We start from the raw sequence: 15,083 nt of genomic DNA, 5'->3' as shown, positions 1-15,083 counted from the left end.
TTGCTGCTTGCCGCCCCGGATCAGCGGGACCCGGCGGCGGGCACGTATTCTGTGGACTCGGCCAGCTGTTCCAGCGTGGCCACGGGCACCTCGCCCACGGCCGTCAGCCAGAAATCCGCGATGCGCGTGCCATATACGGTAATCGAACCGCGCTGCGCCGCGCCATGGGGCGGACGGTGTCCGCGCTGGCTGTCGTAGGGCTCGATGAACACGGAAATGGCCGCCAACCCGTCAGACAATACCATCTGGCTGACCGTGGCGCCGCGGCCCATGGCCCGGGTCACCTGCATGACGGTCTTGAAGCCCTTGGGGGCCGGAATGCGCCAGCCCTGGGCGGCCAGGTCCACCGGCTTCATGGCGGCTTCCATCACCTTCCAGTCGCGCGTGCTCCAGCGGGAAGTCAGCAGCTGGGGATCGACCTCGGCGCCCAGGCGCAGCGAGGTAAAGGCCACCTGTTCGACCACGCCGCGCGCGGCGTTCAGGGTCTGGGCCTTGAGCAGCAGATTGGTCTCGACGTCGGCGCACAGCCGGTAGCCGTAGCGCAGCTTGTCCAGCGGCTCTATGGTGATCAGGCGGCACTCGCGGCCGGCGACGCGATAGAGCTTGGGCTCGGTGCGGATCGTGTAGTTCTCGGACAGGCCGGCGGCCTCGCCCAGCAGCAGGCCGGGGAAGCGGTCGCCGCGGCGGCGCTCCAGCAGCACTGTCTTGCGCTCGGGGATCAGGCACTGCACGTCGTCGTTGTGGCGCAGGTATTCGCGCGGCTGGCCGTCGAGGATCTCTAGGCGCTCGCGCTCGCCGGTGCCGTCCAGGACGTGCACCAGGCGCGAGGACTGCATGGTCTCGCCCTGCTGATACATGAACACGCCGGCGTAGTCCTGCTTGCGGGCCGCCTGCTGGATGCTGGTGAGCAGCTGCACCACGTCCTCGGCGGGCGGCGCGGCGTCGGCGGCGCGGGCCGGCTCCTGCGCCGCCAGGAAAACGGTGAACAGCGTTACGGCAAACCAGGCGGCGCGATGGGCCTGCAAGGTAGCGGTTCGTCCCAGACCCAGCACCGGCCAGCGCGATGGAATCACCAACGCCATCAGCGCCCCGCTCCCATCTCGAACGACACCTGCCGCACGGCGCTGGGGCCGGCCATCTGGCGATGCGCCTCGAGGTAGTCGCGCAGGCCGGAATCGTCCGCGGCCGAGGCCGACGACGGCGCGCTGGCGTCGGCCAGCACCCGCACTTCCCCGCCGGATTCGCCGGTCAGGTAGGGCTGCGCCACCCAGGCGACGGTCGCCACGGCCGCCACCACCGCCAGGCCGGACAGGCCCACGCGCAAAGGCGAGCGGCGCCGAGGCGCCGCGACAATGGGCAATTCCGCGTCCAGGGCGCGCGCCAGCCGGGCCTGGAAGGCCGAACTGGGGGTCAGCGCCAGGTCGGCGTTGCGCAGGGAATCACCGATCAAGTGATAGGTGTCCCAGGTCTGGCGTCCCTCGCGGGACAACAAGCCGGGAAAAATATCGTCGGATTCCTCTCCGTCCATCCAGGCGGAGAGCGACTCCTCCCAGGAGGACTCGGATATCTCGACGGATTTGGCTGCTGTTTGCATGACTGCCACTCCTTACCAGCGACGCTCGTCATCGGTGCCTAGCAATGGGCGCAACTTGGTGGCGATGGCTTCACGCGCACGAAAAATGCGGGAGCGCACCGTACCGATCGGGCAGTCCATGCTCTGGGCGATGTCTTCGTAACTCATACCTTCGATTTCACGCAGGACGATTGCGGTGCGCAACTCTTCAGGCAATTCCTCGATGGCCGCGTTCACCGTTTCGGCGATTTCGCGGCTGGCGACCATGGATTCCGGCGTGCTTATATCGGTTAGGTTGTCGGTTTCGTTAAAAGTTTCACCGTCTTCCGTTTCTATCGCATTGGGCGCGCTCGGACGCCGGCCCTGGGAGGCCAGCCAGTTGCGCGCGGTGTTGATCGCGATGCGATACAGCCAGGTGTAGAAGGCGCTCTCCCCCCGGAACTGGGGCAGGGCGCGGTAGGCCTTGATGAAGGCTTCCTGGGCCACGTCTTCGATTTCCGCGGGGTCGCGGATCATCCGGGCCAGCAGGCGGAGGATCTTGCGCTGGTACTTGAGCACCAGCAGGTCGAAGGCTTTCTTGTCGCCCCGCTGGACGCGCGCGACAAGCTCGGCGTCGACTTCGCGCTCGCTCATGACGCCTCCTGGGGGCCGGCCGCCGGCGGCGTGCGCCGCGCCGTGCCCGTCAGCAGGCACAGGCGCCGCCAGGACTCGGGTCGCAGCGTCCGCTGCCAGACGGTGAGGGTGATGGTGCTAGGGGTAAAGGCGGTACTCCCGGTGGGCAAAGGCTGCAAGGTGAGCGTGAGCCAGCGCGGGCCGCGCCGCCGGTCCAGCAGACTTGCGTCGCGCCAGCCCTGCGGCAGCCGCAGCTGCCAATGCCCAGCCCCGGCCGCCGTACGTAACGCGGATACCGGGGACGGGCCGCTCCGTGCCGAGTGTAACAGCCCGCCGAGCCCGAGCAGCAGCGCAAGCGCCGCCCCCGCGAGCGCGGCCGGGCCATGCCAGGAGGCGGCCGTCAGCGCGCTGCCCGCGGCCAGGGCCAGCGCCAGGCCGTAAACCGCCTGGACGCTGCCCGGACGCACGACGGGCACGCGAAACGACCAGCGCTCCCCGACCGGGCCTGCCAAATCAGACCCGGCGAACGGCCATCGAGCCGTTGGTGCCGCCGAAGCCGAACGAGTTGGACAGGCCCACGTCGATCTTCATCTGCCGCGCTTCGTTGGCGCAGTAATCCAGATCGCATTCCGGATCCTGATTGAAGATGTTGATCGTCGGGGGCGAGACCTGGTTGTAGACGGCCAGCGTGGTGAACACCGCCTCGATGCCGCCGGCCGCGCCGAGCAGGTGCCCGGTCATGGACTTGGTCGAGTTGACCACCAGCTTCTTGGCGTGGTCGCCGAAGGCCAGCTTCAGCGCGTCGGTCTCGTTCTTGTCGCCCAGCGGCGTGGAGGTGCCGTGCGCGTTGACGTACTGGACGTCTTCGAGGTTGACGCCGCCGTTGCGCAGCGCGTTGACGATGCCGCGGCGCGGGCCGTCCTTGTCCGGCGCCGTGATGTGGTGCGCGTCGGAGCTCATGCCGTAGCCCACGAATTCGCCGTAGATGCGCGCGCCGCGCCTCTTGGCGTGTTCGTATTCTTCCAGCACCAGCACGCCGGCGCCCTCGCCCAGCACGAATCCGTCGCGGTCGCGATCCCAGGGACGCGAAGCCGTCTGAGGATCGTCGTTGCGGGTCGACAGGGCGCGCATGGCGGCGAAACCGCCGATGCCCAGCGGCGACACGGTCGACTCGGCGCCGCCGGCCAGCATGACGTCGGCATCGCCGTACTCGATCAGGCGGGCGGCATCGCCGATGCAGTGCAGGCCGGTGGTGCAGGCCGACACGACGGCGTAGCTCGGGCCCTTCATGCCGTAGGCGATAGACAGGTGGCCGGAGATCAGGTTGATCAGCGAACCCGGCACGAAGAACGGCGAAATGCGGCGCGGGCCCTTGGACAGGTATTCGACCTGGGTTTCTTCGATGCGCGGCAGGCCGCCGATACCCGAGCCGACGATCACGCCGATGCGTTCGGCGTTGGCTTCGGTGACTTCCAGGCCGCTGTCGCGCCAGGCCTGCATCCCGGCAGCCAGGCCGTAATGGATGAAGGTATCCATCTGGCGGGCTTCCTTGGCCGAGATATAGGCGCTGATGTCGAAGTCTTTGACTTCGCCGGCGATATGGGTGGTGATGGCCGAGGGATCGAAACGGGTGATGCGGCTGATGCCAGAACGTCCGTTGACGATATTGTCCCAAGCCGTGGTCACGTCGTTCCCCACGGGGGAAACGATACCCAGGCCGGTGATGACGACACGTCGCTTCACGGATGACTCCTCAAACAGACAAAAGAAAGGCGGTTTTCGGGATGCGCTGCGCTTGCGGTACACACAAAAGCGGGTCGGGCGTTTTCACGCCCTTCCCGCATGCGCACCGCAAAGGCAACTCCTGAAACCGCCCCGATTTTCCGGCTGGCCCCGAAGTCCGTCCTCGGACCGCCGGAAGGGAGTAAGCCCAGCTTACTGCTTGCCGTGCGAATTGATGTAGTCAATCGCTTGTTGCACGGTCGTGATCTTTTCGGCCTCTTCGTCGGGGATCTCGGTCTCGAATTCGTCTTCGAGCGCCATGACCAGTTCGACCATGTCGAGCGAATCGGCACCGAGGTCGTCAAGGAAGGAGGATTCGTTCTTGATCTCGGCTTCGTTGACGCCAAGTTGTTCAGCGACGATCTTCTTGACGCGCTGTTCGATGCTTTCCATGCAGATCTCCAATTGGGAAAAATCCCGCGAATTATAGCCAAGCGCGGAGTTTTGCGACGCCTGGCCGTGACAAAAATAACACCGCGCACTTGATCTGTCGCCGGGAATGGCGCAGGAAACCCGTGTGCGGCGTTTCCGGTTGAACCGCGCATCGCCCCGTGCGGAGCGGCCTGCGCGCGGTTCGTGATTTATTGCATGTACATCCCGCCGTTGACGTGCAGGGTGGTGCCGGTAATGTAACCCGCCTGCGGCCCGGACAAAAATGCCACCGCGTGCGCGATGTCCTCGGGCGCTCCCAGGCGGCCCAGCGGAATCTGCTGCAGCAAAGCCGCGGTCTGATTTTCGCCGAGGGCGCGCGTCATGTCGGTATCGATGAAGCCGGGGGCCACGCAGTTGACCGTGATGTTGCGGCTGCCCAGTTCGCGCGCCAGGGCGCGCGACATGCCGGCCACGCCGGCCTTGGCGGCCGCGTAGTTGGCCTGGCCGGGGTTGCCGCTGGAGCCGACCACCGAGGTCACGTTGATGATGCGTCCCCAGCGGGCCTTCATCATGCTGCGCAGCACCGCGCGCGACAGGCGGAACACCGACGCCAGGTTGGTGTCGATGACGGCCGACCAGTCTTCGTCCTTCATGCGCATCGCCAGCGTATCACGCGTGATGCCGGCGTTATTGACGAGGATGTGCGGGCCGCCGCCTTCCTTGCCCAGCGCGTCGATGAGCGCGTCGCAGGCCGCCGCGTCGGTCACGTCCAGCACCACGCCGCGTCCGCCCGAGGGGGCCAGCGCTTCGGTGATGGCGGCCGCGCCCGATTCGGAGGTGGCGGTGCCGACGACGGTGGCGCCGCGCGCGGCCAGTTCCAGCGCGATGGCGCGGCCGATGCCGCGCGTGGCGCCGGTCACCAGCGCGATCTTGCCTTGCAGTTCGATCGAGGGGTTGTCCATGTTCATTGGTTTCCGTTGACGGCGGCCAGCGCGGCTTCGAGAGAAGCCGGATCGGTGATGGCCATGCCCGTGAGTTCGGGATCGATGCGCTTGGTCAGGCCGGCGAGCACCTTGCCGGGGCCGCATTCGATCACGTGCGTGACGCCTTGCGCCTTCATCGCGCGCAGGGTTTCGACCCAGCGCACAGGATGCCATGCCTGGCGCACCAGCGCATCGCGGATAGCCCCAGGATCGGCCGGGGAAGCCACGTCGACGTTGTTGATGACCTGGATCTGCGGGGCCGACACCGTCACGCCGGCCAGCGCGCCGGCCAGCACCTCGGCGGCGGGCTTGAGCAGGCTGGAGTGGAACGGCGCGGACACCGGCAGCAGCAGCGCGCGCTTGGCGCCCGCGGCCTTGGCCTGCTCGCAGGCGCGTTCGACGGCGGCCTTGTGGCCGGCGATCACGACCTGGGCGGGCGCGTTGAAGTTCACGGCCTCGACCACTTCGCCCTGCGCGGCGGCGGCGCAGGCGGCGCGCACGGCGTCGTCGTCCAGGCCCAGGATGGCGGCCATGGCGCCGGTGCCGACCGGCACGGCGGCCTGCATGGCGTCGGCGCGCACGCGCACCAGGCGCACGGCGTCTTCGAGCGCGAGCGAACCGGCCGCGGTCAGCGCGGCGTACTCGCCCAGGCTATGGCCGGCGACCACGTCCGGCTTGCGGCCGCCCGCGGCGCACCAGGCCGCGTACAGCGCGGCGCCGGCGGTCAGCATCGCGGGCTGGGTGTTGGTGGTGAGGTTGAGCTGCTCGGCCGGGCCTTGCGCGATCAGCGCGCCCAGGTCCTGGCCCAGGGCCTGCGACGCGCGCGCCACCGTATCGGCGACCGCGGAAACGCCCGACCAGGCGTCCAGCATGCCGACAGCTTGAGAACCCTGACCAGGAAAGACAAAAGCGATTTTCATGGTTGACCGTTAGGATGAGATTCAGTGTCTGTGAGGAATGTCGGGTGCGCCTGCCCGGCGGCCGCGGCGCGCGCCGCCTGCCGCCCGGCCCGCCCCTACATGCGGGCCAGTACCGAGCCCCAGGTGAACCCGCCGCCCACGCCCTGCATCAGGACCAGCTGGCCCGGCTTGACGCGGCCGTCGCGGCGCGCGGCGTCCAGGGCCAGCGGCACGCTGGCTGCGGAAGTGTTGGCGTGGCTGTCGACGGTGATGACGACCTTCTCGACCGGCACGGACAGCTTGCGCGCCAGGAAATTCAGGATGCGCACGTTGGCCTGGTGCGGGATCATCCAGTCCACGTCGGCGACGTCCACGCCGGCTTCGGCGCAGGTGTCGCGCGCGGAGCGGTCCAGCACGGTGACGGCCTGCTTGAACACGGCCTGGCCGTCCATGCGCAGGAACGGATCGCCGGTCACGTCGCCATAGGCCACGTTGCCCGCCGCGTTCAGGATCTTGCTCTGGCTGCCGTCGGCATGCAGCTGCGCGGCCATGATGCCGGGCTTGTCGGAAGCCTTCAGCACCACGGCGCCGGCGCCGTCGCCGAAAAGCACGCAGGTGCTGCGGTCGTTCCAGTCCAGGATGCGCGAGAACACTTCGGCGCCGATGACCAGCGCGCAGCGCGCGCGGCCGGCGCGGATGAAGCTGTCGGCGGTGGTCAGCGCGTAGACGAAGCCGCTGCACACGGCCTGCACGTCGAACGCCGCCGAGCCTTTGGAGCCGAGGTTGGCCTGCACGATGCAGGCGGTGCTCGGGAACACGAAGTCGGGCGTCGAAGTGGCCAGGATGATGAGGTCGATGTCGGAGGCGTCCACGCCCGCGTCGGCCAGCGCGCGGCGCGAGGCCTCGGTCGCCAGCTGGCTGGTGGTGACGCCGCGCTCGGCCAGATGGCGCTGCCGGATGCCAGTGCGCTCGACGATCCATTCGTCGGAGGTGGCGATGTTGCGCGTCGCCAGTTCCGCAGCCAGCTCGTCATTCGAAACCACGCGTTCCGGCAGGAAGCTGCCGGTGCCCGCGATCACGGAATATTTCATTGCGGTATCCATCAAGCGGTGTCCCCAGCCACGTCTTGCGGCGGCGCCGTAGCGGCATCGCCGGATTGAACGCGCTTGGTAATCTGAGCGACCGTCTCGGCGGTGCGCTCCAGCAGTTTACTCACTACGGCTTCGCGGGCTCGCTGCAAGGCGAATCCGTAGGCGTAGACGTCGGCGGAGCCGTGGCTCTTGATGACCACGCCGCGCAGGCCCAGCAGCGCGGCGCCGTTGTAGCGCCGGTTGTCGACGCGGGTGCGCAGGCGGTTGAGCACCGGCTTGGCCACCGCGCCGGCCAGCAGCGTGATCAGGTTGCGTTTGAACTCTTCGCGTATGACGCTGGAGAGCATCTTGGCCAGGCCTTCGACGGACTTGAGCACGACGTTGCCGACGAAGCCGTCGCAGACGACCACGTCGACCGTGCCCTTGAAGATGTCGTTGCCTTCCACGTTGCCGTAGAAGTTCAGCGGGCTGCCGCGCAGCAGTTCGGCGGCTTCCTTGACGACTTCGTTGCCCTTGATGACTTCTTCGCCGATGTTGAGCAGGCCCACCGAAGGCCGCTCGCGATGGTCGACCGCCTGCGACAGCGCGGCGCCCATGATGGCGAATTGCAGAAGGTGCTCGGCCGTACAGTCCACGTTCGCGCCCAGGTCCAGCACCGTGGTGGCGCGGCCCGTCTGGTTCGGAATGGACGTGGCGATGGCCGGGCGGTCTATGCCGTCCAGCGTTTTGAGCACGTAGCGTGAAATGGCCATCCACGCGCCGGTATTGCCTGCGGAGACGCAGGCGTCGGCGCGCCCGTCCTTGACGGACTGGGCGGCCAGGCGCATGGAGGAGTCTTTTTTGCGGCGCAGGGCGACCTCGACCGGGTCGTCCATGGTGACGACTTCGGAAGCCGCCACGATCTCAAGACGATCGCGCGCCACGCCGCGGTGCTCGGAGAGCGCCGCTTCGATAGCGTCGGGAAGCCCGACCAGCAACAGCCGGGTATCCGGAAATTGCCGGGCGAACTCGATCGCAGCCGGAATCGTGACGGGCAGACCGAAGTCTCCGCCCATACAGTCTATGGCGATGCGTATCACGGGTGCCAGGTATCAGCGCTCAGCCGAAATGGTCCGAGTACGAGTTCGGCCCGGGGGCCTTATTCGTCGGCCTTGGTCTTCAGGACCTTGCGGCCGCGGTAGAAGCCGTTGGGGCTGATGTGGTGACGCAGATGCGCTTCGCCCGTGGTGGGCTCGATCGCGGTCGGCGGGTTCACCAGAAAATCGTGCGAGCGGTGCATACCGCGCTTGGACGGGGACTTCTTGTTTTGTTGAACGGCCATGATGACTCCTAGAAACGGGGCGCATTGTACGCGATGCGGCCCGATGTTGATCTCAATCTTTGTGCTTCAGTTGTTCCAGCACCGCAAACGGCGACGGACGCTTGACGGCGGGCTCCTCGGGAGCAGCCTCGCCGGCATTGGCCTGCGCGCCCGGGCATACATCATGCTTGGGCACATACGGAACGCTCAGAATGAGCTCATCTTCGATCTGGGCCAGCAGATCGAAATGATGTGAACCCACCACCCTTTCAGGCAGGTTGGACACAAAACCTTTTCCTTCTTCGTCCTCGTCGTCCTCGTCCTCGCCGGCGTAGCCTCCGGAGTGTTCTCCAGAGCCAAAACCGTCATCGAGTTCGTCTTCGGACTTGACCAGCTGCAGCACGACTTCGCTGTCGACCGGGTAGGCGAACGGCGCGTTGCACCGCTGGCACACGACCAGCGGATTCGCCCGCACATGAAGATGCAAGAGCGGCTGCCCGGCAAGAAGGCCGGACTTGCTCACTTCTCCGCGCACGGACCAGTGCGCCAGGCCCGCCTCGCCCGCGGGCTGCTCGGGCAGCCCGTCGACCAATCGCGTAAGCCTCGCCAGCGGCACGCTGCCTTGCGCTTCCTTGCCCAGACGAGCAAAAGCAAACGCGTCGATGCTCTTTGCATTCACGCCAGTACCAGTCACTTCGGTGTTCCTGCAAAAATGCCGCAAAACGTTAGATAATACTGTGACTTACGTATCAGCGTCAAATATCGTATGCCCTTGAAGCCCAGCCTCATCCTCGCCTCCAGCTCGCGCTACCGCAAAGAATTGTTGTCCCGCCTGTGCATGCCGTTCACCACCATTTCGCCCGATGTGGACGAAACACCACACGCCGGCGAAACGCCCGAGGCGCTGGCCCTGCGCCTGTCCGTGGCCAAGGCCATGGCGGTGGCGGCAAAGCACCCCGGCTGCATCGTCATCGGTTCCGACCAGGTGGCCACCGTGGACGGGCAGCCCATCGGCAAGCCGGGCGACCTCCCGCGCGCGATGGCGCAATTGCAGGCGCTGTCGGGCCGGGAGGTGGAATTCCACAGCGCGCTGGCCGTCACCGACGGCCGCCGGGTGGAAAAGGCCGACGTCGTCACGCGCTGCCGCTTCCGCCAGCTGAGCGACGTGGCGATCGTGGCCTATCTGCTCGTCGAAGAACCCTACGATACCGCAGGCAGCGCCAAGGCGGAAAGCCTGGGTATCGCACTGATGGAAAGCATCCAGAGCGACGACCCCACCGCCATCATCGGCCTGCCGCTGATCGCGCTGACTAGCATGCTGATGCGCTTCGGGCTAAATCCGCTGGACGCGCCCGGAGTGCCCGGAGCGCCCGCATGAGCGGCGCGCTGCACCTGATTCCCGTGGGCCTGGGCGAGGCCCCGCCCGAGCGCTGGCTGCCCGCCGAAGTGCGCGCCCTGGCCGGGCGGCTCGACACCTACATCGCCGAGAACGCCAAGACCGCGCGCGCCTTCCTCAAGCTGATCGGCACGGTCCGGCCGCTGCAGGAAATCACCGTCCACACGCTGAACGACCGGGTGGACGCCGCCCAGATCAAGGCCTGGCTGGCGCCCATCGCCGGCGGCGCCGAGATCGGCCTGGTCTCCGAGGCCGGCTGCCCCGCCGTGGCGGACCCGGGCGCCAAGGTGGTGGAGGCCGCCCACCGGCAGGGCCTGACGGTCAGGCCCTGGGTCGGTCCGTCCTCCATCCTGCTGGCCCTGATGGCCAGCGGACTGGACGGCCAGCGCTTCGCGTTCCACGGCTACGCGCCGGTCGACCCCGCCGAGCGCGCCAGGCAGCTGCGCGCCTGGGAGCAGCATTCGGCCCGGCACAACCAGACCCAGCTGCTGATCGAGACGCCCTACCGCAACGCCGCCATGTTCGCCACGCTGCTGGCCAGCCTGAAGGGCGATACCCGGCTGTGCGTGGCCCGCTCGGTCACCACCGCCGACGAATGGATCCAGACCCGCAGCGTGGCCGACTGGAAACAGCAGCCGGCGCCGCAGCTGGACAAGCTGCCCACCCTGTTCCTCTACCTGGCCCGCTGAGCCATGCTGCGCCCCGCTCTTGCGCTGCTGGCCGCCGCGGCCCTGGCCGGATGCGCCGCGCGCGGCCCCGCCGGCCTGGAACTGGACACCTCCGTCACGGCGGTCGGCCAGGCCAGCCGGGTGCGCGCCGTGGTGCTGCACTACACCTCGGTCGACGACGCCCGCTCGCTGCAGCTGCTGTCGCGCGGCAAGGTCAGCGCCCACTACCTCGTGACCGAGTCCGGCCGCACCTACCGCCTGGTCGATGAAAACCGGGCGGCCTGGCACGCCGGCGCCAGCGCCTGGTACGGCAACATCGCCATGAACAGCACCTCGATCGGCATCGAGATCGTGAATCCCGGCTGGACCGACGGCCCGGACGGCAAGCCGCTATGGCATCCCTACGGCGAACGCCAGCTGCGCGCGCTGACCGTGCTGCTGCGCGACGTCATCCAGCGCCACGGCATCGCGCCCGAGAACGTGGTGGGCCATAGCGACATCGCGCCGCAGCGCAAGGTCGATCCGGGACCGCTCTTTCCATGGAAGGCGCTGGCCGGGGCCGGCATCGGGCGCTGGTACGACGAGGCCGGCGCGGCCGCGCACCTGGCCCGGCTGCAGGCGCAGGGCGTTCCCGGCGTGGCGTGGTTCCAGCAGCAGCTGCAGCGCCTGGGCTACGCCTGCCCGCAGGACGGCGTGCTGGACAAGGCCACCATCAACACGCTGGCGGCGTTCCAGATGCATTACCGGCCGGCGCTGTACGACGGGCAGCCGGACGCCGAGACGGCGGCCATCATGCTGGCGATGTTGTGAGGCGGCTTTCGCCGCCCGATGGGTTTCGCGCGTTCGATATCTGAGTTTTTGTTCAGGGGTCTCGCGCTGCACCCATCCTACGATTCCGGATTGCCGTACGATTCCTCGCCGTACGGTTTCCGACCGTCGTAGGATGGGTGCAGCGCGAGATTCTCCAGGCAAGAACACGAGCATCGAACGCGCGAAACCCATCAGGCATTCCGCCGCCACCGCTCCACCACCCGCCATCCCAGCAGCAGCGCCAGCACGGCCGCATAGATCAGCGGCGCTTCGAAGTCGTTCTTGCCCGCCTTGTGCCACCAGTAGTGCAGGATGGCCAGCAGCCCGATGGCATAGACGGCGCGATGCAGGCTTTGCCAGCGCTTGCCCAGCCGGCGCATGGCCCATTGGGTGGACGTGGCCGCCAGCGCGGTCATCAGCACGAAGGCCGCGAATCCCACCGTGATGAAGGGCCGTTCGCCGATGTCGCGCAGCATGGCCGCGGGGTCGAAGCCGCGGTCCCACCAGACCCAGGCCATGAAATGCATGGCGCCATAGAAGAACGCGAACAGCCCGCACATGCGCCGCAGCCGCACCAGGGCCGGCTGGCCGGTCAGCCGGCGCAGCGGCGTGATGGCCAGCGTGACCAGCAGGCACACCAGCGTCCAGGTGCCGGAAGAGCGGGTCAGGAATTCGACCGGATTGGCGGTCAGGCCGCCATTGGCGCCCAGCCAGAACCAGCGCAGGAACGGCGCCAGCCCCAGCAGGAACAGCACGGGCTTGAAGCGCCCGACGGTCTTGGCGGAAAGCTGCGTCCTGCGCGGCGGCGCCTGCGAAATGCCTGCTTCCATGCGCGCCTCAGTAATTGGCCTTCAGGTCCATGCCCTGGTAGAGCGAGGCGACCTGTTCGCCGTAGCCGTTGAACATCAGGGTCTTGCGCTTGGGCGAGAACAGGCCGTCCTCGCCGATGCGGCGCTCGGTCGCCTGGCTCCAGCGCGGGTGCGGGACGTTGGGATTCACGTTGGCGTAGAAGCCGTATTCCTGCGGCGCGGCCTTCATCCACGAGGAGACGGGCGGTTTTTCGACCAGGCGGATCTTGACCAGGGACTTGGCCGACTTGAAGCCGTATTTCCACGGCACCGCCAGCCTGACCGGCGCGCCGTTCTGGCCCGGCAGCAGCTTGCCGTAGACGCCGAAGACCAGCATGGACAGCGGATTCATCGCCTCGTCGATGCGCAGCCCCTCGACATAGGGCCAGTCCAGCACCCCGCTGCGCACGCCGCGCATGTTCTCGCGCTGGACCACGGTCACGAACTCCACGTACTTGGCGTTGCCGGTGGGCTCGACCTGCTTGAGCAGCTCGGCCAGCGAATAGCCCATCCACGGGATGACCATGGACCAGCCCTCGACGCAGCGCAACCGGTAGACCCGCTCTTCCATGGGCGCCAGCTTGAGCAGTTCCTCGATGGAGAAGGTGCGCGGCTTGCCGGCCTCGCCCTCGACGCTGACGGTCCAGGGGCGCGTCTGGAGTTTGCCGGCGTTGGCGGCGGGATCGCTCTTGTCCAGGCCGAATTCGTAGAAGTTGTTGTAGGACGTGATGTCGGACAAGGGGGTCTGCTTGTCCATCACGCTGAAGGCCGGGTTGGGCTTGCCCGGCAACGCGCCGGCATCCTGCGCGAACGCGCTGCGCGCCGCCCAGCCCGGCAGCCCTGCCGCGGCGGCCACCAGCCCGGCCCGCAGCATCAGCTCGCGGCGCGAGCGCCAGACGGCCTCGGGGGTGATCTCGGAGGAAAGAATATCGTCGGGCTTGCGTATCAGCATCATGGTCTCCGTACGGCGGCGCCTCGCATAACCCATGGACGGCACAGGACCCCATGATATTCCGCGGCGCTGGCGGTATTTGGTTATAGACCCGCGCGCCGCCCGGACGTTCCGCGTCCGGTATTGCTGCGTTACTGCGCGGCCGCCGTACGGGCCAGCAGCCACTCGCGCACGCCGGGCACGCTGTCGAGCACCGCCTGGGGGCCGCAACCCTCAAGCTCCTTCAGGGTGTGCGCGCCATAAGTGACGCCCAGCCCATGCACGCCGGCGTTGGCCGCCATCTGCAGGTCGTGCGAGGTGTCGCCGATCATCACCACGCGCTCGGGCGCCACGTCCAGCTCCTGCATCAATTCGTGCAGCATCGCCGGGTGCGGCTTGCTGAAGGTTTCGTCGGCGGTGCGGGTGGCGTCGAACAGCGGGCCCAGGCCGGTGGCGGCCAAGGCGCGGGTCAGGCCGACGCGGCTCTTGCCGGTGGCCACCGCCAGGCGCACGTTGTGCCCGGCCAGTTCGGTCAGCAGCTCGCGCACGCCGTCGAACAGGCGCAGTTCCGGGTCGCGCAGCAGGTAATGGGTGCGGTAGCGCTCCAGGAAGCGCGGCAGCATGGTCTGGGTCAGTTCGGGCACCGCCCGCCGCAGCGCGCTTTCCAGGGACAGGCCGATCACCCAGCTGGCGTCGGAAGCCGACGGCACCGCCAGTTCCAGGTCGCGGCAGGCGCCCTGGATGGCGGCCACGATGCTGTGCGTGGAATCCATCAGGGTGCCATCCCAGTCAAACACGACCAGCGAATACGACATATCAGGCAGACTCCAGTTGTTTCAGTATTTTCAGGCAGGCCGGGGGCAGTTCGGCCGTCAGCGTCAGCGGCTCGCCCGTGACGGGGTGGTTCAGGGTCAGCTGGTGGGCGTGCAGGAACATCCGGCCGAAGCCCAGGCGCGCGAAGTGCGCCCGCACTTCGTCGTGGCCGTATTTGTCGTCGCCCACGATGGGAAAGCCGCTGGCCGCCAGGTGCACCCGGATCTGGTGCGTGCGCCCGGTGCGCAATTCGGCGTCGACCAGGCTGTAATCGCCGAAACGGCGCTTGAGGGTGACGATGGTGTGGGCCGACTGGCCGTCCGGGTCCACCTTGACGCGGCGTTCGCCCGACTGCGTGGTCCACTTGGACAGGCCCAGCTTGATGTGCTGGCGGTCGTTGACCCAATCGCCCTCGACCAGGGCCAGGTAGTGCTTGTCCCCTTTTCCTTCGCGCAGCATGGCGTGCAGCGCCAGCAGCGCGCTGCGCTTCTTGGCTACCATGAGCAGCCCGGAGGTCTCGCGGTCCAGCCGGTGCACCAGTTCCAGGAACTTGGCGTCGGGCCGCGCGGCGCGCAGCTGCTCGATCACGCCGAAGGACACGCCGCTGCCGCCGTGGACCGCCACGCCGGCGGGCTTGTCCACCACCAGCAGGGAGTCGTCCTCGAACACCACCGGGAACTCGGCGCCGGGCACCGGGCGCGGCGCGCCCGGGTCGGGCAGGCGCAGCGGCGGGATGCGGACCATGTCGCCTTCGGCCACGCGGTAATCGGCCGAGATACGTCCCTTGTTTACCCGCACCTCGCCGCCCCGGATGGCTTTATAGATATGCGTCTTGGGCACGCCCTTGCACAGCCGCACCAGGTAGTTGTCCAGGCGCTGGCCGGCATGCTCGGCGCCCACCTCGACCATGCGGACGGCGGGAGCGGCTTTAGAGAGGGAGACAGGGGAGGAAGTTTCTTTGCGCATTGCGGAAAGCGACATATAATCGGGACAGCCTGAAGGGGC

General features: G+C 67.7%; 19 protein-coding genes. 3 read left to right on the top strand and 16 right to left on the bottom strand.

The window, feature by feature from the left end; translation table 11 throughout:
• Positions 1–20 precede the first annotated feature (20 nt).
• The 12 genes from A6B37_RS18710 to A6B37_RS18655 form a co-directional block, all read right to left on the bottom strand.
• Positions 21–1,082 carry a MucB/RseB C-terminal domain-containing protein gene (locus A6B37_RS18710; RefSeq protein ID WP_111826594.1) on the bottom strand — a complete coding sequence of 354 codons (1,062 nt, stop codon included), beginning with the start codon at positions 1,080–1,082 and terminating at the stop codon, positions 21–23.
• Positions 1,082–1,594: a sigma-E factor negative regulatory protein gene (locus A6B37_RS18705; protein WP_102774421.1), complete on the bottom strand. Its 513-nt coding sequence runs from the start codon at positions 1,592–1,594 to the stop codon at positions 1,082–1,084. The genes A6B37_RS18710 and A6B37_RS18705 overlap by 1 nt, the downstream gene beginning before the upstream one ends.
• Positions 1,595–1,606: 12 nt before the next feature.
• The gene (gene rpoE / locus A6B37_RS18700; RefSeq protein ID WP_043543305.1) at positions 1,607–2,206 is read right to left on the bottom strand and encodes an RNA polymerase sigma factor RpoE; all 600 of its coding nucleotides are present in this window, start codon (positions 2,204–2,206) and stop codon (positions 1,607–1,609) included.
• On the bottom strand, positions 2,203–2,661 hold the full coding sequence (locus A6B37_RS18695; protein WP_102774557.1) for a hypothetical protein: 459 nt from the start codon (positions 2,659–2,661) through the stop codon (positions 2,203–2,205). Before A6B37_RS18695 ends, rpoE begins: the two co-directional genes overlap by 4 nt.
• A 37-nt stretch (positions 2,662–2,698) precedes the next feature.
• A complete protein-coding gene (fabF, locus tag A6B37_RS18690; RefSeq protein WP_111826593.1) occupies positions 2,699–3,928 on the bottom strand; it encodes a beta-ketoacyl-ACP synthase II in 1,230 nt (409 codons plus the stop codon).
• Positions 3,929–4,120: 192 nt separating this feature from the next.
• A complete protein-coding gene (gene acpP, locus A6B37_RS18685) occupies positions 4,121–4,360 on the bottom strand; it encodes an acyl carrier protein (RefSeq protein WP_003813816.1) in 240 nt (79 codons plus the stop codon).
• A gap of 188 nt (positions 4,361–4,548) precedes the next feature.
• Entirely contained in the window at positions 4,549–5,301 is a 753-nt protein-coding gene (gene fabG / locus A6B37_RS18680; protein WP_102774556.1) for a 3-oxoacyl-ACP reductase FabG, read from the bottom strand.
• 2 nt (positions 5,302–5,303) lie between these two features.
• Entirely contained in the window at positions 5,304–6,242 is a 939-nt protein-coding gene (gene fabD, locus A6B37_RS18675; RefSeq protein WP_111826592.1) for an ACP S-malonyltransferase, read from the bottom strand.
• A 95-nt stretch (positions 6,243–6,337) separates the two neighbouring features.
• On the bottom strand, positions 6,338–7,324 hold the full coding sequence (locus A6B37_RS18670) for a beta-ketoacyl-ACP synthase III (protein WP_111826591.1): 987 nt from the start codon (positions 7,322–7,324) through the stop codon (positions 6,338–6,340).
• Positions 7,324–8,391 (bottom strand): phosphate acyltransferase PlsX, encoded by a 1,068-nt coding sequence (gene plsX / locus A6B37_RS18665; protein ID WP_102774417.1) that lies wholly within the window; start codon positions 8,389–8,391, stop codon positions 7,324–7,326. Before plsX ends, A6B37_RS18670 begins: the two co-directional genes overlap by 1 nt.
• A gap of 59 nt (positions 8,392–8,450) precedes the next feature.
• Positions 8,451–8,633 (bottom strand): 50S ribosomal protein L32, encoded by a 183-nt coding sequence (rpmF, locus tag A6B37_RS18660; protein WP_043543314.1) that lies wholly within the window; start codon positions 8,631–8,633, stop codon positions 8,451–8,453.
• 52 nt (positions 8,634–8,685) lie between these two features.
• The gene (locus A6B37_RS18655) at positions 8,686–9,306 is read right to left on the bottom strand and encodes a DUF177 domain-containing protein (protein WP_246842514.1); all 621 of its coding nucleotides are present in this window, start codon (positions 9,304–9,306) and stop codon (positions 8,686–8,688) included.
• Between the two features lie 72 nt (positions 9,307–9,378).
• On the opposite strand from A6B37_RS18655, the gene A6B37_RS18650 reads away from it, so the two are divergent.
• Genes A6B37_RS18650 through A6B37_RS18640 form a run of 3 tightly spaced genes read left to right on the top strand, consistent with a single transcriptional unit; the run spans position 9,379 to position 11,486 of the window.
• Positions 9,379–9,990, top strand: coding sequence for a Maf family nucleotide pyrophosphatase (locus tag A6B37_RS18650; RefSeq protein ID WP_111826589.1), 612 nt, complete (start codon positions 9,379–9,381; stop codon positions 9,988–9,990).
• Complete coding sequence (locus A6B37_RS18645; RefSeq protein ID WP_102774414.1) at positions 9,987–10,697, top strand: SAM-dependent methyltransferase; 711 nt, start codon at positions 9,987–9,989, stop codon at positions 10,695–10,697. Before A6B37_RS18650 ends, A6B37_RS18645 begins: the two co-directional genes overlap by 4 nt.
• Positions 10,698–10,700: 3 nt before the next feature.
• Positions 10,701–11,486 (top strand): N-acetylmuramoyl-L-alanine amidase, encoded by a 786-nt coding sequence (locus A6B37_RS18640; protein ID WP_111826588.1) that lies wholly within the window; start codon positions 10,701–10,703, stop codon positions 11,484–11,486.
• A 191-nt stretch (positions 11,487–11,677) separates the two neighbouring features.
• Here the strand turns inward: A6B37_RS18640 and msrQ are convergent, their stop codons facing one another.
• The 4 genes from msrQ to A6B37_RS18620 form a co-directional block, all read right to left on the bottom strand.
• Positions 11,678–12,316 carry a protein-methionine-sulfoxide reductase heme-binding subunit MsrQ gene (gene msrQ, locus A6B37_RS18635; protein WP_111826587.1) on the bottom strand — a complete coding sequence of 213 codons (639 nt, stop codon included), beginning with the start codon at positions 12,314–12,316 and terminating at the stop codon, positions 11,678–11,680.
• Between the two features lie 7 nt (positions 12,317–12,323).
• Positions 12,324–13,286: a protein-methionine-sulfoxide reductase catalytic subunit MsrP gene (gene msrP / locus A6B37_RS18630; protein WP_111826586.1), complete on the bottom strand. Its 963-nt coding sequence runs from the start codon at positions 13,284–13,286 to the stop codon at positions 12,324–12,326.
• Between the two features lie 131 nt (positions 13,287–13,417).
• Complete coding sequence (locus tag A6B37_RS18625; RefSeq protein ID WP_111826585.1) at positions 13,418–14,080, bottom strand: HAD family hydrolase; 663 nt, start codon at positions 14,078–14,080, stop codon at positions 13,418–13,420.
• Between the two features lies 1 nt (position 14,081).
• Complete coding sequence (locus A6B37_RS18620) at positions 14,082–15,059, bottom strand: RluA family pseudouridine synthase (protein WP_111826584.1); 978 nt, start codon at positions 15,057–15,059, stop codon at positions 14,082–14,084.
• Positions 15,060–15,083 lie beyond the last annotated feature (24 nt).

Origin of the sequence: Achromobacter sp. HZ01 (assembly GCF_003267925.1) — a bacterium.
Taxonomy (GTDB): Bacteria; Pseudomonadota; Gammaproteobacteria; order Burkholderiales; family Burkholderiaceae_B; genus Achromobacter; species Achromobacter pulmonis_A.
The sequence above is the reverse complement of the archived record's forward strand: the minus strand, read 5'-3'. Positions and strand labels throughout refer to the sequence as shown.